Here is a 16,740-nt window from a genome sequence, read left to right on the forward strand (position 1 = left end):
CCACACCTGTCTTTTTCATGTAAAGTCATTTCTTTTTTCATTCTTACTATATTACCATAAATAAAAGAGACCGTAAAAGAGAAAACCCGCCAATTAGGCGGGCCGTGACTATAGTCTTAGAGCAAATTCATCATATTACAAAATCCGTCTCAATCTTGCAATGAAGAAGCCGTCACTGTGAAAATGCTGCGGCAGGATCTGTATCCCGCCTCCGCGCGACAGTGCCCTCTCCCTTATCACTTCTGAAAAATGCTCCGGATCCGGCTCAATGGCATAATCGCTGCGGGAAGCAAGAAACGCTTCGATGATTCCTTCATTCTCCCGGGATTCCATGGTACATGTGCTGTACACCAGCAAGCCGCCAGGCTTGACCAGCCCCGCTGCAGCATGGATCAGCTTTGCTTGAAGTTCCGCAATAGCACCAGCATCTTCTGGAGTTTTGACCCATTTCAGGTCCGGCTTACGGCGGATGACACCCAGACCGGAGCAAGGCGCATCCAGCAGCACCCGGTCAAAGGAGTTGTCTTCGTATATGTTGGGAAGGTCCAGTGCATTTCCGGTAACGGAAGTAATGCTGGAAAGTCCCAGACGCTCTGCCTGATCTGCAATCAGCTTCTGCTTATGGGAATGCAGGTCATTCGCAATAATGCGGCCTTCATCCTTCATCAGCTCTCCGATATGAGACGTTTTGCCGCCCGGCGCAGCGCAGCAGTCAAGCACCGTCATCCCCGGATGCGGCTCCACCATTTCTGCCACCAGCATGGAGCTCTCATCCTGAATCGAAATCATACCTTCACGGTACCATTCCGTATAGGCCATGTTTCCGCCGCTTTGGACCACAATGCCATAAGGACTTACTTCAGAAGGAACCGCAGTGTGGCCGGCTTCCATCATCTCGTTCAGCATCTGATCCCGTGAAATCATGGTTGTGTTTACCCGGACACTTACGGGAGGAGGCGCATTGTTCGCAGCGCATATATCTTCCGTCGCCTCCTCGCCATACTGCTTGACCCATCGCTTCACCATCCATAATGGATGGGAGTGCTGGAGTGAAATCCGCTCTGCCGGAGGCAGATCATCGGGAACCAAGAGCTGGCTTCTCTCTCGCAGCACACTGCGAAGAACACCATTGACCATGCCGGAGATGCCCTGATGTCCTCTTTTTTTGCTTAAGTTCACCGCTTCGCTCACAACAGCATGCTCCGGAATCCGGTCCAGATAAAGAATCTGGTACAAACTGAGCCGGAGCAGACTGCGCACCCACGGCTGGAGCTTGGCCAATCCCTTTTTGACAAACCGGTCCAGAAAATAATCCAGTGTGTTCATGCGTGCGATCGTTCCGTACACAAGCTCTGTAGCGAGACCGGCGTCTCCTTTTTCCAATACTGCCTTGTTCAGGGCGCTGTTGAGCAGTAAGTTGCTGTATGCCCCTTCCTGTTCAACCTGGGTCAGTACATCCATCGCCAATTCTCTGGCTGTCACTTTCTTTGTTCCACCGCGACGGCTCACGACAGTACCGTCCCTGGCTTCATGCTCGTGCCGCGGACAAACTGACTGACTTCCAGCGCTTTCTTACCACTGGGCTGAACCGTCAGCAGGTTCAACACCCCGGTCCCTGTCTGAACGAGTATACCGCTCTCACGGAGTTCAAGCACGGTCCCCGGCACAGCTGTACCCCGGCTGCCTGATTCATCAGATACCTCTGCGGACCAGACTTTGAACACATCACCCTCCCAAAGGGTAAAGGCGCCGGAGAACGGCACAAGCCCCCGGATCTGGTTAAAGATCTGCCGTGCAGAGCAGTTCCAGTCGATTTTTTCATCCTCGCGTTTCAGGTTAGGAGCATAGGTTGCCTCTGCCTCATTCTGAACCTCTGCCTGAACAACGCCCTGAACCAGCCGCGGCAGCTGATCCTTCAGCAGATTCGCACCGATCTCGCTCAGCTTCTCAAACATCGACCCGGCCGTGTCCTGCTCCGTAATCGGCACTTCCGCCTTGGCAATCATATCTCCGGTGTCCAGACCTTCAGCCATATACATCAAGGTTACGCCTGTAATCGACTCTCCATTAATAATGCAGCGCTGAATCGGAGCTCCGCCGCGATATTTGGGAAGAAGTGAGCCGTGGACATTCAGGCACCCCAGCGGTGCCATTTCAAGCACCGCTTTGGGAAGAATCTGGCCGTATGCGGCGGTAACAATCATATCGGGTTTATACTGCGCCAGCTCCGCTGCGGCTTCCGGATTCCGGAGACGCTGCGGCTGCAGCACAGGTATTCCGTGACGGAGAGCCGCCTCCTTCACAGGTGTAGGTGTCAAAACCTTCTTACGGCCCTGAGGCCGGTCCGGCTGCGTCACGACAGCCGAAACCGTATATCCTTCCTGGATGAGCATTTCCAGGCTGGGCACCGCGAAAGCCGGTGTTCCCATAAATACAATATTCATCGGTTCTCCAACTCCCTCCGGGGAGGCTGGTTCGGGTCATATTCATACACACGTTCCGCAATATCTGTGAACAGAACACCGTTCAAGTGATCAATCTCATGCTGGAAAGCACGCGAGAGCAAACCGGTTGCCGTAACGAGCAGCTCATTGCCTTCACGGTCGAGTCCCTTGACTTTGACCTGTTCAGACCGGCGGACATCACCATTCCAGCCAGGAATACTGAGACATCCTTCCGGCCCCAGCTGTTCCCCTTCGCTTTCTACTATTTCGGGGTTAATCATTTTGATCAGACCATGTTCATCCCCGGCATCCACCACAATCAGTCGCTTCAAAATACCGACCTGAGGCGCCGCAAGACCAACACCGTCAGCGTCGTACATCGTATCTGCCATGTCATCGAGAAGCTTTTGTACATTGGGTGTGATTTTGGTCACTTCCTTGGCGACTTTGTGCAGCACCTCATCCGGTTCTTTAACAATAATACGAATTGCCATAACGACACCATCCTCATGCTTTTCTTTCAATATATGTTCATTTACATTAACATTTGCGGGTCCACGTCAATGCTGATTTGCAGTTTCGTGTCTCGCACAGAATCCTGGAGCTCTTCTGCTACCTGGCGGGCGAGCGAGACAGCGTCCATGTCACCCCGCCATTTTATCATACATTGGAATCTGTATCTATTTTTAAGCCGGGGAATAGGTGATGCGACAGGCCCCAGCACATCCAGTGCTTCCGCAGCAAAACGGTCGAGACTCCCAAACCAGCCGCGCCGGTCTGCTCTTCTCTTGAGATCTGAAGCATAGTTCTCTGCAACCCGAACCAGGAGCGGCAGCTGTTCATGTGACAATGTCACCAGGATCAGCCGGCAGTATGGAGGGTAATGCAGTGCTTTTCGATGCTTGAGTTCATCTTTGACAAAAGATAAATAATCATGGCCGCTGGCATGAATAATGGAATAGTGCTCCGGCGTATAGGATTGAATGAACACCTCACCAGGGAGGTGATGCCGGCCGGCGCGTCCGGCAACCTGGGTCAGCAGCTGAAACGTTTTCTCTGCTGCCCTGAAATCCGGCAGGTTCAGCGCCGAATCAGCTGTAATGACACCCACCAGGGTCACATCCGGGAAATCCAAGCCTTTCGCCACCATTTGGGTGCCGAGCAGCAGGTCTGCCTTTTTGTCCCGGAACTGCTTCAGAAGCTTCTCATGAGATCCCTTCTCGGTGGTCGTATCCACATCCATGCGAATGACCCGGATGCCGGGAAACAGCTTGGCGAGCTCTTCTTCTACCCTTTGTGTCCCTGTGCCAAAATATCGAATGTGTTCACTGCCGCAGTCAGGGCAAACTTCCGGTGCCTGTACAGCATAACCGCAGTAATGACATCGTAAATTGTTCGACTTCTGATGGTATGTCAGCGAGATATCACACTCCGGACACTGGGCAACATAGCCGCAGCTCCGGCACATGACAAACGTCGAATATCCGCGCCGGTTCAGCAGAAGTACGATCTGTTCCTTCCGCTCCAGCCGGGCAGTAATCGCCTCATGCAGCGGTCTGCTGAACATGGAACGGTTCCCTTCCTTCAGCTCCTCGCGCATATCAATGATTCTGACTTCCGGCAGCCGGTTGCCCAACGCTCGGCTCGGCATCTCCAGCAGCTCAGGCTCAAATTCACTGCTGGAGCGGGATCTCGCTGCATGATAGCTTTCCAGCGACGGTGTCGCCGAGCCCAGGATAACAACAGCACCGGCCTGGGAAGCCCGGCGGATCGCCACATCTCTTGCATGATATTTCGGTGTTTCTTCCTGCTTGTACGATGTTTCGTGTTCTTCGTCCATGATGATCAGTCCCAGTGAGGTAAACGGCGCAAACACCGCCGAGCGGGCACCGACCACGACCGACGCCCGGCCTTCGTGAATTTTTCGCCATTCATCATAACGCTCTCCACTCGATAAACGGCTGTGCATGACAGCCACCCTGTCCCCGAAACGTCCTTTAAAGCGTTCGACCATCTGCGGAGTGAGTGCAATCTCCGGGACCAGAACCACTGCCTCACGTTCCTGCTCCAGACAGCGCTGGATGATTTGCAGGTAAATTTCGGTCTTGCCGCTTCCGGTCACCCCATGCAGAAGGAAGACACCATGATTTCGCTCATCCAGCTGGTGGATGATCCGGCTGTACACCTGCTTTTGTTCTGATGTGAGCGCAAGCGGCTCGGTCGGCTCAAAATTCCTGCCTTTATATGGGTCACGGAATACCTCCATGTCCTCAATCACAATATATCCTTTATCCGCAAGCCCCTTCACAGTCCCCGCTGTCACTCCAACGGTTGTCAGTACTTCTTTCAGCGAGAGCGGCAGAAAAGGCTCCATCTCCACAATATAGGCGAGCACATCCTTCTGGCGCTGCGCTTTCGCCGGAAAGTTGTTCAGTGCTTCCTGCGCCTCCTCTAATGAGACAGCCAGCTCAAGGGCTTTCATCGTTTTCTTCGAGAGCTTGTCCTTGATCTGCTGATACTCTCGAAGCAGCCCTCTTGCTAATAAAGCCTTCACGCTGGCGGATTCCTCCGGGAAAGCACGGTTCAACTGCTCCAGTGAGACCTCCCCTCGCTGACGCACAAAGGCCAAAACATTCTGCTCTCCCTCCGTTTCAGGCTGAACCGAGAACAGAACCCCTTCTCTCGAACCCTGTTCTCGTTCTGAAGGATCTGCCAGCGTAATGTACCTTTCGGCTTTTCCTTTGAGGGCGGTAGGCAGCATCGACTGCAGGGCGGTAATCTGCCGGCAGGCGTATCGCTCCTTCATCCAGACACTCAAATCCACCAAATCCGGAGAAAGCGGCGGCGCAAAATCGAGCACCGACTGAATCGGCTTAATTCTGGCTGAATCGATGTCTGAACGGGGATGCAGGGAGACGACATATCCCTGCATGGTACGGTTACCGAAGGGAACACCGACACGGCTGCCTACCTCAACCCATGGTCTCAGCCGGTCCGGAATCAAATAATCAAACGGCCGGTCGGTGTCTTTAGACGGCACGTCCACAATCACTTTTGCCACGTCCATCAATCTTCCTCCTTCACAAGCCGTTCAGCCGCCAGAGACAGCAGCTGCCGGGCGACCTCCTCCTTTGACATGAGCGGAAGATCCAGAACAAGACCTTGCGAATCAAACACACGCACTTCGTTGCTGTCACTGCGAAATCCTGCACCTGCTGTTGTCACATCATTCGCCACGATGAGGTCACATTTTTTCCTGCGCAGCTTGTCTGTCGCATACGCTTCAACATGATCTGTTTCTGCAGCAAATCCGATCAAAAACTGGGTTGTTTTTTGCTGGCCGAGCGATTCGAGAATATCGGTTGTCTTGACCAGATCGAGTGTCATGGTGTCGCCTTTTTTCTTAAGCTTGGAACCCGCAGACTGTGCCGGACGGTAATCCGCTACAGCTGCTGCCTTGATCACAATGTCGCTGTCTGGAAATTGCCGCATGACAGCCTCATACATATCCTGAGCGGATTCCACACTCTCTACGGAAATGCCTTCCGGTGGAGATACATCCGTGCGTGCCGTAATCAGTCTGACATCTGCACCCATTGCATGCGCTGCTTTTGCGAGGGCAAAACCCATTTTGCCGGAGGAATCATTGGTAATATAACGCACCGGATCTATACGCTCTACGGTCCCCCCCGCCGTCACAACGACCTTTTTACCTGCCAGCAGTCCTGGTTTGGCCGCAGCTGAGGCAGGAGCATGATTTGAACGCTCACGCTGTTGAAAGAAATCCTCTACCACCTGTACAATACTCTCCGGCTCTTCCATTCTGCCTTTGCCAACATACCCGCAGGCAAGCAGCCCTTCACCGGGCTCGATCATGGACACACCACGGGAAACGAGGGTCTGCATATTCTCAACCACTGCAGGATGCGTGTACATATGTACATTCATTGCAGGAGAGATCATGACGGGCGCCGTGGTAGCCAGCAGCGTTGTTGTCAGCATATCATCGGCCAGACCATGAGCCATCTTCGCTATTGCATTCGCTGTAGCGGGCGCTACCAGCACAAGATCCGCCAGATCCGCCAGATGGATATGGGACACGACAGAAGGGTCTCTTTCGTCAAAAGTGTCGCTGTACACCGGGTTTTTCGTCAGTGACTGCAGGGTCAGCTCTGTAATGAACTGCTTGGCCGAAGATGTCATAATCACGTACACGTCCGCGCCTTTTTGAACAAGCTTGCTGCATAAGGAAGCCGCCTTGTACGCCGCAATACCTCCCGTCACTCCAAGCACAATCACTTTTCCTTTCAACATGACTGGATCCCCCTGTTATTCGTATTGAAAACAGCAAAGAAGCAACCTCTGCCTTCAAAGCTGCTTCTCCTCAAAAAAATAACAACCTTTCGGTTGTCACATTTTTGGAACGGTTTCCTATGAATCTTTTGCAACGAAGAGGTTATTCCTCTCCTTTAATGATCTTGACGTGATCTCCGTAAATCTCTTCAAGTGCCACACCAACATACTTGTGTGACTTGGCATTTACGAGTTCCGTCTGCTTTCCTTCACGCAGCTGGCGGGCACGGCGGGAAGCCGCAACCACGAGCGAATACTTGCTGTCTACTTTGTGCATCATTTCATCAATTGAAGGATACAGCATTCTTCCAACACCCCTTTAATGTGATTATCAATCCTATGCTTGTTGCTCTATCGCTGTGCTCTCACTTTACAGTGTTCGGCAATAATGATAGATTCTATTCTTTTGCAAGCCTGGTTGATTTCATCATTAACAACTGCATAGTCATAATGCTTGATCAAATCCAGCTCGTCCACTGCAACCGACATCCGGTGATCGATGACAGCCTGAGTTTCCGTACCGCGTCCTACGATCCGGTCCTTCAGTTCATCCAGCGACGGCGGTGTCAGGAAAATGAAAATTCCTTCCGGAAATTTCTCTTTCACTTTCAGAGCACCCTGCACTTCAATTTCAAGAATGATATCCTTACCATTAGCAATCGTTTCCTCCACAAAATCGCGGGGAGTGCCGTAGTAGTTGCCTACATACTCGGCATATTCCAGCAGCTGGTCATTCTCAATCATGGAGAGAAATTGATCCCGGCCCTTGAAAAAATAGTTAATGCCATCCACCTCACCGAGACGCGGCTGGCGGGTTGTTGCAGAAACAGAATAAATCAGATCCGGAACACGGCTGCGCAGTGCACTGCATACCGTTCCTTTTCCTACGCCCGACGGACCGGACAATACAATCAATAATCCCTTTGTAGACATAATACTCCCCATCTTTATTCGTCGTTGTCATCATCTTTACTGGATAGCCTGTGGGCAACCGTCTCGGGCTGCACTGCCGACAAGATGACATGATCGCTGTCCGTAATAATGACAGCTCTTGTACGGCGGCCGTATGTAGCATCAATCAGCATGTGGCGGTCTCTGGCTTCCTGAATGATCCGTTTGATCGGAGCAGATTCCGGGCTCACAATAGAAATGATGCGGTTGGCCGAAACGATGTTTCCGAAGCCGATATTAATCAGTTTGATAGCCATATTGCGGTTGCTCCCCCTATACACTTGACTACCCTGGCCGGACAGGCCGGGTAGGTTCATTCTACGTTAGCGGTCAATCCATTGTACCATTGTAATTGATATTTATTAATGAAACAAGGGGGATTCCCTGCGTCCGGACAACTCCCAAACGTACTGCGTTAACTGTACGCTCATCTCATAAAACATAAACGGAGTCATTATATAGATTCCCTTAAAATGCTCTGCTGCCACGTCCAGCAGCTCTTTGCCGATTTGAACACCCATTTTTCGGCCTTCTTCACCTTCCAGGCCAGCCATGCGCTCCCGAACCTCATCCGACAGCTGGATGCCCGGCACCTCATTATGAAGATATTCCGCGTTCCGCCCACTGGCTAACGGCATAATCCCTACAAAAATCGGGATATCCAAATGTTTAGTCGCTTCTTTCATTCTTACTATTAATTCCGAATCATATACCGGCTGGGTCATAATATAATCCGCACCGCTGGCGATTTTTTTCTCCAGCCGCTGTACTGCTTTATCCAGATGCTTCACATTGGGGTTAAAGGCAGCGCCCACCACAAAGTTCGCTTTCTGCTTCAGCGGTTTCCCCGAAAATGCCACACCCTCATTCAGCTGCTTGATCATACGGATGATTTCAAATGAAGTCAGATCGTAAACAGAGCTTGCTCCGGGGAGGTCACCGAACTTCGCCGGATCCCCTGTTACGGCCAGAACATGGTCGATGCCCAAGGCATCGAAGCCCATCATATGCGACTGGGTGCCGATCATATTGCGGTCACGGCACGCAATATGAATCAGGGGACGCAGCCCCACGCGAGACTGAACAAGATGTCCCAGCGCCATATTGCTCATCCGGGTAACCGCAAGTGAATTATCAGCAAGTGTCAAGGCATCAGCACCTGCACGTTTCAGCGCTTCAGCGCCCTTCATAAACTTGGTAATATCCAGATCCCGCGGCGGGTCCAATTCTACGATGACGGTGTGGCGTTCTTTGGCCAGATCCGCCAAGGTCGGCTCGCCCTTCCGCTCTTCCTGCACCGCATCCAGGTGTTCATGAACCACAACCCGATCTGCCGTCATTTCCGGTGAAGGAAGCGGGGCCGGCTTGTAATCAGTCAGAGCAGCCGAGATTTCTGCGATATGCTCCGGCGTCGTTCCGCAGCAACCCCCGATCAATCTGGCTCCCATATCAGCAAACCGGACGGCCATCTGACCAAAATATTCCGGAGTAGCCCCATACCGGTATTCACCGTCCACGTAGTCTGCGATTCCTGCGTTTGGATATACAGATGCCGGAAGGCTCCGCATACCATCCAGCGTCTCCAGCGCTCTTGCCATTCCGTTAGGACCTGTGCGGCAGTTGAACCCGAACACATCGGCCCCGGCCTGGCTGACCATACGGAATGCATCGACCATCGTATACCCGTCGAGCGTGCGGGCAATATCCTCGACCGCAAATTGGGCAATAACCGGCAGATCACTGGCCTGCCTCACGATCGAGAGGGCCATCAGCATCTCTTCTACATCATAAAAGGTTTCCAGCAGCAGGCCGTCTACACCCTCCGTTAAAAGAGCATGAATCTGCTGTTCAAAATGCTGCTTGAGCTCTTCTGAGGAAATGTTGTTGCGTTTCCCGCCGCGGATAGATCCCACCGCACCGACGACATAGCCCTGCTGGCCAGCCGCTTCCCGGGCAATCCGCACCCCCGCCCGGTTAATCTCTTCCACCTTGGCTTCAAGGCCATATTTAGACAGCTTGTCATAATTCGCTGAAAATGTATTACTTTCCAGTACATGAGCGCCTGCCTGAATGTACTGGCGATGCACATCTCCGATAACTTCCGGAGCTGTCAGATTGAGTTCCTCGTAGGATATTCCCACCGGAAATCCTTTTTGATATAGAAAAGTACCCATCGCTCCATCGCCGACCAGTACCCTGCTCTCCCATGCTTTCCGAAGATCCGGTTTCATCATGCTCCCCCTGCCTGACAGTTATTTTCATCTAAATGTAACATACATAACACCAGAAGATAAAGAGACAAAGAGGAGGCCGGTACCCGGCCCCCTCTGCTTATGATTACTTTGTCTTTCCTTCGAATACGAACGCCGCAGGTCCCGTCATATACACGTGGTTGTCATTCTCATCCCACTCTATGAACAGGTCGCCTCCCTTCAGCGAGACAACAGCCGCCCGGTCGCTGAATCCGTTCAGCACGGAAGATACCAGTGTCGCACAGGCTCCTGTTCCGCAGGCGAGTGTCGGCCCTGCTCCCCGTTCCCAGACACGCATGTCGATATAATCCCGCTTCCGGACCGTGGCGAATTCCACATTGATTTTCTTCGGGAACAGCGGATGTTTCTCCAGCAGCGGCCCCCAGGTTCCCAGTTGGAAATTCACCGCGTCATCGACGTAGATCACACAATGGGGATTGCCCATCGATACAGCGGTGAAATGAAATTCCCGGCCTCCGGCTTCCACCGGATGATTCAGCACCGGATTTGCCTCTACAGTAGTTGGCACCTTCAAGCCTTCCAGAACAGGCTCACCCATATCCACTCGAACGCTTGTGACGGCTCCGCCCTCCACCTGAAGTGTCAGTGCCTGTACTCCGGCTCCAAGTGTTTCCACGGTGATCTGCTCACGGGAAATATGTCCTTTATCATACACATATTTAGCTACACAGCGAATGGCGTTTCCACACTGTTCCGCTTCACTGCCGTCTGAGTTCATAATGCGCATTTTGAAATCTGCCCTATCTGAAGGCAATATATATACAAGCCCGTCTGCTCCGATTCCGAAAAACCGATTGCATAATTGTACAGCTCGTTCCGAAGCATCCGCAGGCAGTTCCTGTTCTCCGTATACGACGATAAAATCATTACCTAGTCCATGCATTTTCGTAAATTCCATAACGTTATTCCTTCCCTTCCACGGCTGCTGATGAACCTCAGCATACCGCAGAAGGGCAGGATTTCAAATTTACTTTATGCCGAAAGGTTTGCACTTTTCACCATGCTGCGGCGGTTGCGATGACGACGTCCTCCCCAGACACTCCCTGCTCCCATAAGGAAGGTCGGGATCCCGGCAGCAACCAGGGTAATCGCCCACTCCCTGAGTCCCAGTGGAACGGTCTTAAAGATCGGCTGCAGTGCCTCGATATACATGACACCCAGCATCAGCAGCACAGAGGACAGCACGGCAAGCACGAGATACTTGTTCTGCAGCGGATTCCGGTGAAAGACCGAGCGTGAGCTCCGGCAGTCGAAGACGTGAATCAGCTGCGCCATCACCAAGGTTGCAAATGCGACGGATTGAGCCTTTGCAAGCTGTCCAGGTGCATCCGGAGCATGCTGCAGCGTGAGCCAGAATGCCCCCAGCGTACAGAGACCGATCAGTACGCCGCGGCTAATAATTTTCCAGCCGAGTCTCCGGGCAAAAATGTTCTCCTTCGCTCCGCGCGGCTTGTGCTCCATCAGATCTTTTTCAGGCTGGTCTACACCGAGCGCCATCGCCGGCAGTCCGTCCGTTACGAGGTTGACCCACAGGATCTGAATGGGAACGAGCGGCATCGGCAGTCCCATCATCATCGCGAAAAACATGGTCAGAATCTCACCGACATTGGATGCGAGCAGGTAGCGGATGAACTTCCGAATATTTTCATAAATGCTCCGCCCCTCTTCGATTGCCGCCACGATGGTCGAGAAGTTATCGTCGCTGAGCACAAGCGCCGAAGCCTCTTTCGTTACATCGGTTCCCGTGATGCCCATGGAGATGCCGATATCCGCTGCCTTGATAGCCGGTGCATCATTCACTCCGTCCCCCGTCATGGCCACGACATGCCCCTTGCGCTGCAGCGACTTTACGATCCGAAGCTTATGCTCCGGGGACACTCTTGCATAAACATAAGTCTGGTCCACTTTGGCATCCAGCTCTTTATCATCCAGTCGCGACAACTCTTGACCTGTCATCGACAATCCACCGCGAGGGATAATGCCCAGCTGGGAGGCGATCGCCTCCGCTGTCGTCCGGTGATCTCCCGTAATCATCACCGTCTTGATGCCCGCTCTGCGGCATGTTGCGATGGCATCACGAACCTCGCGGCGCGGAGGATCAATCATGCCGGCAAGCCCGGCAAACACCAGCTGACACTCCGCCTCTTTCTCACTGGCAGGCTTGTCATGCGGACGAAGATCACGATATGCAAGTCCAAGCACACGGAGTGCGCCTGACGCCATCTCTTCATTCGCTGCCAGCACTTTTTGTCTCAGTGTGCCCGTAAGCGGTACGACATTGCCTTCCCAGAGGATGTAAGAGCAGGCATCCAGCAATACATCCGGTGCACCTTTCGTACACAGCAGCCGTCCGCCCTGATGACTGACAATCACAGACATCAGTTTGCGCTCGGAGTCAAAAGGAAACTCTTTGTCCCGTTGATAGGTCGCGGATAATGCAGCAGATGACAAGCCCATCTTGCCCGCTAGCGTAAGCAGGGCACCTTCTGTGGGATCCCCCTTCAGCTCCCAGCTTGAAGCAGGGACTTCTTCCTTGCTCTTTTTCTTTGCTCTTGTCGCATCCGGTTTACTTTCATAAATCTCGGCGTTATTGCACAGACCGCTGATCTGCAGCAGGCGGCGGAGTGACTGGTCACTGCGCAGTTCAACCGGCTTCCCGTCCTTCAGAATATGGCCGGCTGGTTCATAGCCTTGTCCGGTTACTTCCATCATCCGTCCACCGGTCCATACCCGGGTCACCGTCATTTTGTTCTGTGTCAGTGTACCCGTCTTGTCAGAACAAATGACAGAAGCGCATCCCAGCGTTTCTACGGAAGGGAGCTTCCGGACAATCGCTTTGCGCTTGATCATGCGCTGAACTCCGAGTGCCAGGGCAATCGTTACAATGGCTGGCAGACCTTCCGGTATGGCCGCCACCGCCAGACTGACCCCGGCCAGAAACATGCCTGTCGCCGGCTGTCCGTGCAGAATACCGGCCACAACGACCATAATGGTCAAGGCGAGGGACACGCCGATCAAAATTTTCCCAAGCTGTTCCAGACGGTGCTGCAGTGGGGTTTCCTGTGTCTCCGTACTTTGGATCAGGTGCGCGATCTTGCCCATTTCCGTGTTCATGCCTGTATGAACGACAATGCCTTTCGCCGTGCCCCGGGTCACCATGGTGCCCATATACCCGATATTTTTACGGTCGCCAAGGGGCACATCCTTCTCCATGATGGATTCCGCATGCTTGTTCACCGGCAGGGATTCTCCGGTCAGCGCCGATTCCTCCACACTGCAGCTGCTCGTCTCCAGCCACCTGACATCGGCAGGTATACGATCCCCGCTTTCGACGACAATAATATCTCCGGGCACCAGACCTTTTGCCGTAATGTGCACCACTTTGCCGTCTCTCAGTACCTTCGCACCCGGGGCAGAGAGCTGCTTCAGTGCTCGCAGAGAACGTTCTGCACGAAATTCCTGTACGAATCCGAGTACACCGTTGATGAGTATGATCGCTACAATCGTGATCGCGTCCAGATACTCGCCAAGGAGACCTGAAACAAGTGTGGCTCCCAGAAGTACAAGGACCATAAAATCCTTAAACTGGTTCAGGAACAACGTGAACGGTGAGATTTTCACCCCTTCTGACAGCTCATTTAATCCGTTGGTTTTGCGCCTTTGTTCTGCTTCCTCTTCGGTAAGGCCCTGCTTCGGATGTACCTGCATGACCTGCTGCAGCTCAGCGACATCCATCTGGTGCCATTCCTTTTGTTCCATGCTTCCTTTCCCCTCCCGGTCGTTTCGCAAGTTCCGGCGGATGACAGCTTTTCCACCTCTCAACGTAAATGTATTCGGACAGGTTCATAATTATCACAGAGAGGCCCCTTAAGTTTTTATCAGAAGTTATGTATCATAGAGGAGAACGCTATTTAGAGACATAAAGAATGGAGAATATAATTATGGCATTGGACGGCATCGTAACCAGGGCGGTCGTGCATGAGCTTCAAGCTTGTGTGGGCGCCCGGATCAATAAAATATATCAGCCCAGTGACAGGGACATTGTGCTTCACCTGCGTACAAGGAACGGCAACGCAAAGCTTCTGCTTTCTGCAAACCCTACCTATCCCAGAGTCCACCTGACTCAAGAAACATTCGTGAATCCGACGGAAGCACCCATGTTCTGTATGCTCATGCGCAAGCACTGCGAGAATGGAGCTATAGAGGAGATCAGCCAGGTTGGAATGGAGCGTATTATACACATTACCATCCGGCAGCGGGATGAGCTGGGGGATATGTCCATCAAAAAAATCATTATCGAACTGATGGGACGCCACAGCAATATCATTCTGCAGGATCCTTCCAGTCAAACGATACTGGACGGCATTCACCATGTAACACCGGCTATCAGCAGCTTCCGTGTCATCATGCCTGGATTCGGATACACAGAACCGCCCCAGCAGCATAAACTCAATCCGATGGATACCGATTATACAGCGTTTAAGGAATCCTGGCTGTCACGTCCGGAAGACGATCAGACCGTATCCTGGCTGGTGAATACGTTCAGCGGGTTCAGCCCGCTGGCGGCGCAGGAGATCGTACATCGTGCGACGATATCCTCAAGCGGAAATATGCCAGATATACAAGGTCAGGATGAGTACAAAGCGCTATGGGATGCTTACCATGACGTCACGGATCCCATCAGGAAGCACCAATATTCCCCGGTCACCGGAGAGAACCAGAAAGGTAAACCGGTATTCTCCGTCATTCCGCTTACAATGCTGCCGGGAGAACTCCAGCACTATGAAACGATCAGCCTTTGCATGGAGGACTACTACGGCGAAAAAGCCCAGCGCGATACCGTAAAGCAGAAAGTGAGCGACTTACTGAGATTTCTTCAAAATGAGCGGGCCAAAAATGTAAAAAAACTCGATAACCTGCAGCAGGATTTGGAGGAAGCCGGCGATGCCGACCGGTACCGGATTTCCGGGGAGCTGCTGTTTGCCAATCTGCATCAGATCCAGAAAGGCGACAAGGCGGCAGAACTGACCAACTTCTATGACGAGGAACAGAGCACGGTGACCGTGCAGCTGGATCCGCTTCTTTCACCTTCAGACAATGCGCAGCGCTATTTCAAGAAATACAATAAATATAAAAATAGCCTGTCCGTCATTCATGAGCAGCTCGGTAAGACCCGTGAGGAAATCACGTATATGGATAACCTGCTGCAGCAGCTATCACATGCTTCACTCAATGATATTGACGAGATCCGGGACGAATTGGTGCAGCAGGGGTATTTGAGAGACAGGGGACGCAAGACCAAGAAGAAGAAAAAGAACGACAAGCCGACCCTCCATGTATACACTTCTTCAGAGGGAATTGAGCTGTATGTAGGCAAAAACAACCTCCAGAACGAATACGTCACCAATCGTCTGGCATCATCCAATGATACCTGGCTTCACACCAAGGATATTCCCGGCTCCCACGTCGTGATCCGAAGTGACCGGTATGGTGAAGAAACCCTTCAGGAAGCCGCCCAGCTTGCGGCCTATCACAGCCAGGCCAAAGAATCCAGCAGCGTGCCGGTCGATTATACGTTGATCCGGCATGTCCGCAAACCAAACGGTTCTAAACCGGGATTTGTCATCTATGACAATCAGAAAACACTGTTTGTCACGCCGGATGAACAGCTGATCCGCAGTCTCGCAGTTACAGTCAAAAACCAGCGAAACTAGGCTCTAAAAAAGCCGTCTTTCAAGATCTAGATCTTAGATCTTTGAGACGGCTTCTTTTTTTAATTCACATACACACAGCACCTCATATCAATGCAGTCCTGCTGCCTTTGAAAGTGCCCCCAGTACAGAAACCTCCACTGTCCTGGAGCCCAAATCGCCGTGAAAAACCACACCCTGACGCTCCCCATGATAATCCGAGCCGCCTGTCACGATCAGATTCAGCTCCTCTGCCATTGCCATGTACCGCTGCTCGTCAGACGGTCCGTGGTCCGAATGGTACACTTCAATGCCCGCCGGCTTGGCAGATATCAGGATATTCCGCACCAGCTCGTCATCCCCATACAGCCCTGGATGAGCCAGCACAGGTGCACCGCCCGCTTCGCGTATCCAGCTGCAGGCTTCTTCAGGCGAGATGCGAGGCTGGGGCGCGTATGCAGGCTTGCCTTGAGCCAAATAGCGGTCAAAGGCGTCACGCATATCACTCGCAAAGCCTCTGCGGACCAGGGCATCCGCAATATGCGGCCGTCCAATGCTCTCATCCGGAGCGAGCTCCCTGCCCAGTCCCTCGATGACCTCGTCCATCGTCACAGGCATACCCAGCCTGTTCAGATTGGCAATGATGTTGATGTTGCGCTTCTCTCTCGTATCGCGAAGCTGGCTAAGCCGTTGAAGAAATAATTCGTCTTCCGGCTGGATGAAATAACCGAGAATGTGGATGTCTATCCCGCCAGCCATCGTGCTGATTTCCACACCCGGAACGACAGTAATGCCGTACTGTTCGCCAGCCAGCTTTCCTTCTTCAAGGCCTGCAACTGTATCATGATCGGTAATCGCGACTGCGGCAAGGCCTTTTTCCTTCGCCAGACGCACGTTGCCTGCCGGTTTGTTCATTCCGTCCGAAGCTGTTGTATGTGAATGCAGATCACAGCCTGTCCGTTTATTCCCGGCTCCTCTTTTTTGCATATCGCTGTCCATTAGACACACTCCTTTTCCCAAACAAGTGAC

General features: G+C 52.5%; 13 protein-coding genes. 1 reads left to right on the forward strand and 12 read right to left on the reverse strand.

What is annotated here, in order from left to right; all coding sequences use genetic code 11:
- Positions 1 to 135 precede the first annotated feature (135 nt).
- The 11 genes from rsmB to HII30_RS02525 all read right to left on the reverse strand — a co-directional run bounded on the left by rsmB (position 136) and on the right by HII30_RS02525 (position 13,780).
- Entirely contained in the window at positions 136 to 1,461 is a 1,326-nt protein-coding gene (gene rsmB, locus HII30_RS02475) for a 16S rRNA (cytosine(967)-C(5))-methyltransferase RsmB (RefSeq protein WP_211184409.1), read from the reverse strand.
- A gap of 44 nt (positions 1,462 to 1,505) precedes the next feature.
- Complete coding sequence (gene fmt, locus HII30_RS02480) at positions 1,506 to 2,444, reverse strand: methionyl-tRNA formyltransferase (RefSeq protein WP_169503355.1); 939 nt, start codon at positions 2,442 to 2,444, stop codon at positions 1,506 to 1,508.
- A complete protein-coding gene (gene def / locus HII30_RS02485; RefSeq protein ID WP_169503356.1) occupies positions 2,441 to 2,938 on the reverse strand; it encodes a peptide deformylase in 498 nt (165 codons plus the stop codon). Before def ends, fmt begins: the two co-directional genes overlap by 4 nt.
- Before the next feature lie 41 nt (positions 2,939 to 2,979).
- Positions 2,980 to 5,511 carry a primosomal protein N' gene (gene priA / locus HII30_RS02490; protein ID WP_169503357.1) on the reverse strand — a complete coding sequence of 844 codons (2,532 nt, stop codon included), beginning with the start codon at positions 5,509 to 5,511 and terminating at the stop codon, positions 2,980 to 2,982.
- Positions 5,511 to 6,758, reverse strand: a complete 1,248-nt coding sequence (coaBC, locus tag HII30_RS02495) for a bifunctional phosphopantothenoylcysteine decarboxylase/phosphopantothenate--cysteine ligase CoaBC (RefSeq protein ID WP_169503358.1) — start codon at positions 6,756 to 6,758, stop codon at positions 5,511 to 5,513. The genes priA and coaBC overlap by 1 nt, the downstream gene beginning before the upstream one ends.
- 142 nt (positions 6,759 to 6,900) lie before the next feature.
- Positions 6,901 to 7,101, reverse strand: a complete 201-nt coding sequence (rpoZ, locus tag HII30_RS02500) for a DNA-directed RNA polymerase subunit omega (RefSeq protein ID WP_169503359.1) — start codon at positions 7,099 to 7,101, stop codon at positions 6,901 to 6,903.
- A gap of 47 nt (positions 7,102 to 7,148) precedes the next feature.
- Positions 7,149 to 7,730: a guanylate kinase gene (gene gmk, locus HII30_RS02505; RefSeq protein ID WP_169503360.1), complete on the reverse strand. Its 582-nt coding sequence runs from the start codon at positions 7,728 to 7,730 to the stop codon at positions 7,149 to 7,151.
- A 14-nt stretch (positions 7,731 to 7,744) separates the two neighbouring features.
- Positions 7,745 to 8,005 (reverse strand): extracellular matrix/biofilm regulator RemA, encoded by a 261-nt coding sequence (gene remA, locus HII30_RS02510; protein ID WP_006209218.1) that lies wholly within the window; start codon positions 8,003 to 8,005, stop codon positions 7,745 to 7,747.
- A 105-nt stretch (positions 8,006 to 8,110) separates the two neighbouring features.
- A complete protein-coding gene (locus HII30_RS02515; RefSeq protein ID WP_169503361.1) occupies positions 8,111 to 9,979 on the reverse strand; it encodes a bifunctional homocysteine S-methyltransferase/methylenetetrahydrofolate reductase in 1,869 nt (622 codons plus the stop codon).
- A 106-nt stretch (positions 9,980 to 10,085) separates the two neighbouring features.
- A complete protein-coding gene (dapF, locus tag HII30_RS02520) occupies positions 10,086 to 10,919 on the reverse strand; it encodes a diaminopimelate epimerase (protein ID WP_169503362.1) in 834 nt (277 codons plus the stop codon).
- A gap of 74 nt (positions 10,920 to 10,993) precedes the next feature.
- Positions 10,994 to 13,780: a calcium-translocating P-type ATPase, SERCA-type gene (locus HII30_RS02525; protein WP_169503363.1), complete on the reverse strand. Its 2,787-nt coding sequence runs from the start codon at positions 13,778 to 13,780 to the stop codon at positions 10,994 to 10,996.
- 182 nt (positions 13,781 to 13,962) lie between these two features.
- Between HII30_RS02525 and HII30_RS02530 the strand changes: the two genes are divergently transcribed.
- On the forward strand, positions 13,963 to 15,735 hold the full coding sequence (locus HII30_RS02530; protein WP_169503678.1) for an Rqc2 family fibronectin-binding protein: 1,773 nt from the start codon (positions 13,963 to 13,965) through the stop codon (positions 15,733 to 15,735).
- Positions 15,736 to 15,822: 87 nt separating this feature from the next.
- On the opposite strand, the gene HII30_RS02535 is transcribed toward HII30_RS02530, so the two are convergent.
- Positions 15,823 to 16,710 carry a PHP domain-containing protein gene (locus HII30_RS02535; RefSeq protein ID WP_246245972.1) on the reverse strand — a complete coding sequence of 296 codons (888 nt, stop codon included), beginning with the start codon at positions 16,708 to 16,710 and terminating at the stop codon, positions 15,823 to 15,825.
- Positions 16,711 to 16,740: the final 30 nt, after the last annotated feature.

This window comes from Paenibacillus lemnae (assembly GCF_012933385.1).
In the GTDB taxonomy this organism is placed as follows: domain Bacteria; phylum Bacillota; class Bacilli; order Paenibacillales; family Paenibacillaceae; genus Paenibacillus_AQ; species Paenibacillus_AQ lemnae.

What these genes read in the sequence shown, in the direction of transcription:
- rsmB (WP_211184409.1), bottom strand. Translation starts at nt 1,461, where the DNA reads ATGGATGTACTGACCCAGGTTGAACAGGAAGGGGCATACAGCAACTTA.
- fmt (WP_169503355.1), bottom strand. Translation starts at nt 2,444, where the DNA reads ATGAATATTGTATTTATGGGAACACCGGCTTTCGCGGTGCCCAGCCTG.
- def (WP_169503356.1), bottom strand. Translation starts at nt 2,938, where the DNA reads ATGGCAATTCGTATTATTGTTAAAGAACCGGATGAGGTGCTGCACAAA.
- priA (WP_169503357.1), bottom strand. Translation starts at nt 5,511, where the DNA reads ATGGACGTGGCAAAAGTGATTGTGGACGTGCCGTCTAAAGACACCGAC.
- coaBC (WP_169503358.1), bottom strand. Translation starts at nt 6,758, where the DNA reads ATGTTGAAAGGAAAAGTGATTGTGCTTGGAGTGACGGGAGGTATTGCG.
- rpoZ (WP_169503359.1), bottom strand. Translation starts at nt 7,101, where the DNA reads ATGCTGTATCCTTCAATTGATGAAATGATGCACAAAGTAGACAGCAAG.
- gmk (WP_169503360.1), bottom strand. Translation starts at nt 7,730, where the DNA reads ATGTCTACAAAGGGATTATTGATTGTATTGTCCGGTCCGTCGGGCGTA.
- remA (WP_006209218.1), bottom strand. Translation starts at nt 8,005, where the DNA reads ATGGCTATCAAACTGATTAATATCGGCTTCGGAAACATCGTTTCGGCC.
- HII30_RS02515 (WP_169503361.1), bottom strand. Translation starts at nt 9,979, where the DNA reads ATGAAACCGGATCTTCGGAAAGCATGGGAGAGCAGGGTACTGGTCGGC.
- dapF (WP_169503362.1), bottom strand. Translation starts at nt 10,919, where the DNA reads ATGGAATTTACGAAAATGCATGGACTAGGTAATGATTTTATCGTCGTA.
- HII30_RS02525 (WP_169503363.1), bottom strand. Translation starts at nt 13,780, where the DNA reads ATGGAACAAAAGGAATGGCACCAGATGGATGTCGCTGAGCTGCAGCAG.
- HII30_RS02530 (WP_169503678.1), top strand. Translation starts at nt 13,963, where the DNA reads ATGGCATTGGACGGCATCGTAACCAGGGCGGTCGTGCATGAGCTTCAA.
- HII30_RS02535 (WP_246245972.1), bottom strand. Translation starts at nt 16,710, where the DNA reads ATGGACAGCGATATGCAAAAAAGAGGAGCCGGGAATAAACGGACAGGC.